The 5,347-nt window shown below is 57.8% G+C and carries 6 protein-coding genes; 3 read left to right on the top strand and 3 right to left on the bottom strand.

From position 1 onward, the window contains the following. The 3 genes from L692_RS0109025 to L692_RS0109035 form a co-directional block, all read right to left on the bottom strand. Positions 1–560 (bottom strand): metal ABC transporter permease (locus L692_RS0109025; protein WP_025699146.1); only part of this gene is annotated, 560 nt, incomplete at its 3' end. Continuing rightward, positions 506–1,210, bottom strand: coding sequence for a metal ABC transporter ATP-binding protein (locus L692_RS28200; RefSeq protein ID WP_036722893.1), 705 nt, complete (start codon positions 1,208–1,210; stop codon positions 506–508). The genes L692_RS28200 and L692_RS0109025, both read right to left, overlap by 55 nt. A 28-nt stretch (positions 1,211–1,238) precedes the next feature. Next, entirely contained in the window at positions 1,239–2,447 is a 1,209-nt protein-coding gene (locus L692_RS0109035) for a GTP-binding protein (protein WP_025699148.1), read from the bottom strand. Between the two features lie 206 nt (positions 2,448–2,653). Between L692_RS0109035 and L692_RS0109040 the strand changes: the two genes are divergently transcribed. The 3 genes from L692_RS0109040 to L692_RS0109050 all read left to right on the top strand — a co-directional run. Next, complete coding sequence (locus L692_RS0109040; RefSeq protein WP_025699150.1) at positions 2,654–3,670, top strand: CobW family GTP-binding protein; 1,017 nt, start codon at positions 2,654–2,656, stop codon at positions 3,668–3,670. A gap of 18 nt (positions 3,671–3,688) precedes the next feature. Next, positions 3,689–4,678: a permease gene (locus L692_RS0109045; RefSeq protein WP_025699152.1), complete on the top strand. Its 990-nt coding sequence runs from the start codon at positions 3,689–3,691 to the stop codon at positions 4,676–4,678. 64 nt (positions 4,679–4,742) lie between these two features. Further along, on the top strand, positions 4,743–5,347 hold a 605-nt coding region (locus L692_RS0109050; RefSeq protein ID WP_025699154.1), incomplete at its 3' end, for a DUF1980 domain-containing protein.

Raw genomic sequence — 5,347 nt, forward strand, 5'->3', positions numbered from 1 at the left:
GATGCGGCGACTGTCATGCCGGTAAGCACAGCGAAGGAGAAGGACAGAAGACCAACATTCACGCCGCCGATCCGGGCGGTTTCTTCCTCAAAGGTCAGGCTGTACAGCGGTCTGCGCAGCACAATGAAGAAGATCAGCCCTGCCGCAGCGACAATCTCTATGATTCGGAGCTGGGTGTCGCTTACGGCAACGATCGAACCGAACAGATAGGAGCTGAAGCTTTTGCTTAAATTCTGCTTCATGCTCATCAGCACAACCGCCAACGCAAGGCCGGAGGTCATAATGATAGCGACTGGAAGTTCGCTGTATGTACGGTACAGGCGGCGAAGGCGCTCAATGACAAGCCCCCCTATCACAGCCGCCATGAAGCCGCTGAGTGCAGGGTTCAGCTTAAGCACCGAACCCAGCGCCACGCCTGCAAGCGATACATGGGAGAGGGTGTCCGCCATCAGCACCTGCCGCCGAAGCATTAAATACACTCCAAGCAGCGGGCCGATAATACCGATCAAGCCTCCTGCCCAAAATGCGCGCTGCATGAATTCGTAATCAAACATTTCCAGTCCCCGCTCTCCTTTCGTTCCAGGCTGATCAACGTATCCAGGTAAGAACGGCTCTCCTCCAAGCCGTGCGTAACCATAATGACCGTCCGGTCATGGCTGCTTACGTAGTGCCGCATCAACCGGTAAAGACCGGTACGGCTCTCCAGATCCATGCCGGAGGCCGGTTCGTCCAGTACGAGCACCCGCGGCTCCTGAGCCAGAGCCCTTGCGATACAGATGCGCTGCTTCTGTCCGCCCGACAGCTCTCCGATTCTGCGATTTCGGAATTCCCACATATTCACTTGTCTCAGGCTGCGTTCCACTATAGCTTCCTGCTCCGCCGAGAAGCGGCGGAACAGGCCAAGCCGCGAATAACAGCCCGAACGCACAAGCTCAATCACCTTGCTCGGAAATCCGTTATTAAAGGAAGCGACCTGCTGGGGAACATAGCCGATAACAGGCCTTCTGCCATCCGCTTCCCTGTACAGCGCGACCGTGCCGCTCCATGGCTTCAGCAGGCCGAGCATCAGCTTTAGAAGTGTGGTCTTGGCCGCGCCATTCGGACCGGTAATACCGACGAACTGTCCGGTATGGATATCGAGCGAGAGGTTATGAATCACAGGTTCATTTCCATAACCGAACACGACATTGCGCATGGATGTCAAAATCATAACCAACCCCGCTTCCTCTCATTTCCGCTTAATCGCCCGCAGGCATTAGCTCCTCCTCGGACGGCCACGGGAGCGGATTGTTGAACTTGCTCCAATCCTGCTTCATCTCCTCGTCGGTCAGCAGGCAGCGATCCAGCCTCGCTTCGATATCGGCGCGGTTCATATCCATTCCAATGAACACGATCTCCGTCATCCGGTCCCCCCACTGCTCGTCCCATTTCTCCTTGAGCTCCGGCTCGCTTTCGAGTATCTCAAGCCGCTGCGGCCCGGGCAGCGATGCCAGCCAGTAACCGGCAGGTCCGAACTGGATAGAAGGCCCTGCCTGGCTTAACGAAGCCGCAATGTCGCCACGCGTCCCCATCCAGACGAAGCCCTTGGCGCGCACCACCTCAGCCGGCCAGTTGCTGAAGAAGAAGCTCAGACGCTGCGGATGCACAGGTCTTCTTCGACGGTACACGAAGGAAGCGATGCCGTATTCCTCCGTCTCCGGCGCATGGCTGTCCTTGTTCAGCTCGGCGATCCATCCCGAGGACATGCTCGTTCGCTCAAAATCGAACAAGCCGGTATTCAGAATTTCCTTCGGATCGACGACGCCCTTGACTGTCCGGATGATCTTGGCCGCAGGCTGAAGCTTGCGGAGAACCGCTTCCAGCTTGTTCAGCTCGTCTTCCGCCACCAGATCGCATTTGTTCAGCAGCAGCACGTCGCAGGTCTCAATCTGGTCGATCAAGAGATCGACGATATCGCGGGAATCGCCCTCGCCCATTCCCTGATTGCGGTCAAGCAGGCTGTCGCCCGAGCCGAAGTCGTGCCAGAACCGGTTCGCGTCCACGACGGTTACCAGGGTGTCCAGCCGGGCCAGCTCCGTCAGATCGACATCCAGTTCGGGACTCGCATACGTGAACGTCTGCGCGACCGGAACCGGCTCGCTGATTCCCGAGGATTCGATCAGAATATAGTCGAACCGGTCCTCCTGCGCCAGCTTCTTCACCTCAAGCAGCAGATCGTCGCGCAGCGTGCAGCAGATACAGCCGTTGGACATTTCCACCAGCTTCTCTTCGGTCCGCGACAGCGTATTTCCCGATTTAACCAGATTGGCATCCACATTCACTTCGCTCATATCGTTGACGATGACAGCCACCTTCAGGCCGTCCCGGTTGTGCAGGATATGATTGAGCAGCGTCGTTTTGCCTGAACCGAGATAACCGCTAAGCACGGTAACGGGTATTTTTTTCATGAACTCGACTCCTTTAATCGTAATAATTACGATTAAATCACTTTAATTCTCTTATGTCAACTATCCCGTATGTAAAATGCAAGCGCCTGAATTAAACGAACGCAAGAAAATCGGTCTTTATAGGCTGCCGGACACGTATAGATAGAATTGGGATTATAGCAATCTTTATGGAGAGTTCCGAGAATCGGAGAATCGGAGGAGAGAAAATGAGAATACCGGTAATCACCTTAAGCGGATTTCTGGGAAGCGGCAAGACAACCCTGCTGCTGTCCCTGCTTAAAGAGAGCTACGCGCGCGGACTAAAGCCGGGAGTGCTGATGAACGAGCTTGGCGAACAGGATGTGGACGGCTATATCCTGGAGGAGCAGACCGGGGCGGCGGTTGAGAAGCTGCTGGACGGGTGCGTGTGCTGCAGCCGCAGGGAAGAACTCGGAGACAGTCTGGAGCTGCTGATCCAGCGGCATCCCGACGTGATATTCATCGAGCTTACCGGCGTAGCCGACCCCGATGAAATTGTCCGGTCTCTGCATGAGCCTTATTGGGCGGCGCGGCTGTCGTCGCAGGCTCTTGTGACGCTGGTCGATGCCGAACATGTGCTTGAGTATAACAGCCGGCTGGCTGCGGACAAACAGCTTGTGCGCACACTGCGCAGCCAATTGGCTTCCGCAAATCTCATTATTGTGAACAAAAGCGATCTCGTCGCGCGGGACACTCTATCCAGGATTGAGCAGCTGATCCGCAAACGGAACGCCAATGCGGAGATTGAATTCACGGCCTACAGCCGGATTCAGGCGCAGCCGCTGCTGGACGGCATTGTCCCGAAGGAGGCGAAGCCGCTGCCGGGGCGGGCGCCGCTGAGCTTCAAAGGAGGCGCCCTCCGGAAGACGGCGGCCGGGCGAAGCGAAGCCAGGTCAATTGACGCGCCCGGGGAGCACGCCGCTTCGTTCTCGCAGGTGGACGCCGTAACGCTTGCTTTTCCCCAAGGCCAAACGCTGCCGAAGGCGGTGCTTGAACAGTTCTTCCGCGAGTGGGCGGACAGGCTGCTGCGCGCCAAGGGACATGTGCCGCTCCCCGGCGGACAGCCGGTGCAGCTGGTGCAGCATGCCGGTTCAAGGACCACATGGGAGGATTCCCGCTATCCCGGTTCGCCTTATCTCGTATTCATCGGCACGAATATCAACGGGGAGCAGTTGGCCGAGCGCTGGTCCGCCCTGTTCCGCTGACAGAAAGAGGGAAGCCGCATGACCGTCTTTTCGCCCCTTAAAATGCTGCCGCTGCTATTGCCCGCGGCTTTTCTGATCATCCCGGTCGTCCTGTGGCTGCCCCAGCGGCGGGAGCTGCTGGACAGCGCTTATCTCTATACGTTCAAAACGGGCTTTATAGGCATTCTGCTGGAGGCTCTTCCTTTCGTACTGGCCGGCGCGCTGCTGTCCTCGGTCATCGGAGTCTTCGTCCCCGATGAAGCGATTACCCGTTGGATTCCGCGGCGGGCGCTCCCGGCGCTGCTGTTCGCGTGTCTTCTGGGCGTTGTCTTCCCCATCTGCGAATGCGGAATGATTCCGCTCGTCCGGCGGCTGCTCCGCAAAGGAATGCCGCTGCATGTCGGGATTGCGTTCATCCTGTCGGGGCCTATCCTGAATCCGATCGTCTTCAGCGCCACCCTGGCCGCCTTCCGCACCCATCCCGGCCTGGCTTACGCCCGGATGGGCCTGGCCCTCGCCGTCTCGCTTATCATCGGTCTCATTGTCTATGCCACCGTCAAGCGCTCGCCGCTGCGCCTCTCAATGCAGCGGGGCGATGAGGCGCAGCGCCATGAACCCTTTGTCGGCGGCAAGCTCGCCGCCGTGTTCACGCATGCTGCGGATGATTTTTTTGATATGGGAAAATATCTGATATTCGGCTGCCTGCTTACCTCCCTCATCCAGACCTTCGTCGTGCAGAGCAGCCTTGCTTCCATCGGCGGCAGACCGCTTGGCTCCTATCTGTTCATGATGGGCTTCGCCTTTATCCTGTCGCTCTGCTCCACCTCCGACGCCTTCGTGGCCTCGTCATTTGCACATTCCTTCCCGGCCGGGTCGCTGCTGGCATTTATGGTCCTCGGCCCGATGCTCGATTTCAAGAATGCCTTGATGCTGATGTCGCTGTTTAAGACAAGATTTGCGGTGTACCTGTTCTTTCTGATAGCCTCTACTGTATTTACCGGGGCGATTCTGCTGTCGGGATGGCTGTAAGTCTGGTGAATGCGGTGCGGGGGTTTCTTATTACACTTGTTACACTTGCGGGAGGAGACGTATAATGTATCATTCCGGCAGCATCAAGCGCCATTACTTGTTCCGGGCGGCCGTTCTGCTGGCATTCGCCGTCTACATCGAGCACCTGGCGCGGCATGATGCGCTCCACTATTATGTTACGCCAAAGCTCGCAGTCTGGATCAGGCTCTGTCCGGTTCCACTCTCATTCATGGCGCTCAGCCTGGCTGTTCAGGCCCTATTCGGCGGAGCAAGCGCCATATGCGGCTGCTGCCATCCGCTTCCGCGTTCACGGGCGGGCAGCGCCGCGCTGTATAGCGTCTTTCTGCTTCCCCTGCTGCTCGGATTCGCTCTGCCGGACCGCGCGCTCGGAAGCGCCGCCGCCGCCCACAAGGGAATATCGTTAAACTATGCCTCGGCCGTTCCCAGGGAATCGGCCCGGTTCCGGACGGATGACCCGTTCGCCGCAGAATTCGCCGCCCTGGCTCGAAAGCTGTATGCTCAGCCAATCATTCCTATATATCCCCAGATCTTCTCGGAAACAGTGGGCACGCTCGACAGGTACAAGCAGGATTTCAAGGGCAGAGAGGTTATGGTCAGCGGCTTTTTGTACCGCGAGAATACCGGCTCCATGGCCGGCCGCTTCGCGGT

This window comes from Paenibacillus forsythiae T98, assembly GCF_000520735.1.
GTDB classification, from domain to species: domain Bacteria; phylum Bacillota; class Bacilli; order Paenibacillales; family Paenibacillaceae; genus Paenibacillus_AQ; species Paenibacillus_AQ forsythiae.

What these genes read in the sequence shown, in the direction of transcription:
- L692_RS0109035 (WP_025699148.1), bottom strand. Translation starts at nt 2,447, where the DNA reads ATGAAAAAAATACCCGTTACCGTGCTTAGCGGTTATCTCGGTTCAGGC.
- L692_RS0109045 (WP_025699152.1), top strand. Translation starts at nt 3,689, where the DNA reads ATGACCGTCTTTTCGCCCCTTAAAATGCTGCCGCTGCTATTGCCCGCG.
- L692_RS0109040 (WP_025699150.1), top strand. Translation starts at nt 2,654, where the DNA reads ATGAGAATACCGGTAATCACCTTAAGCGGATTTCTGGGAAGCGGCAAG.
- L692_RS28200 (WP_036722893.1), bottom strand. Translation starts at nt 1,210, where the DNA reads ATGATTTTGACATCCATGCGCAATGTCGTGTTCGGTTATGGAAATGAA.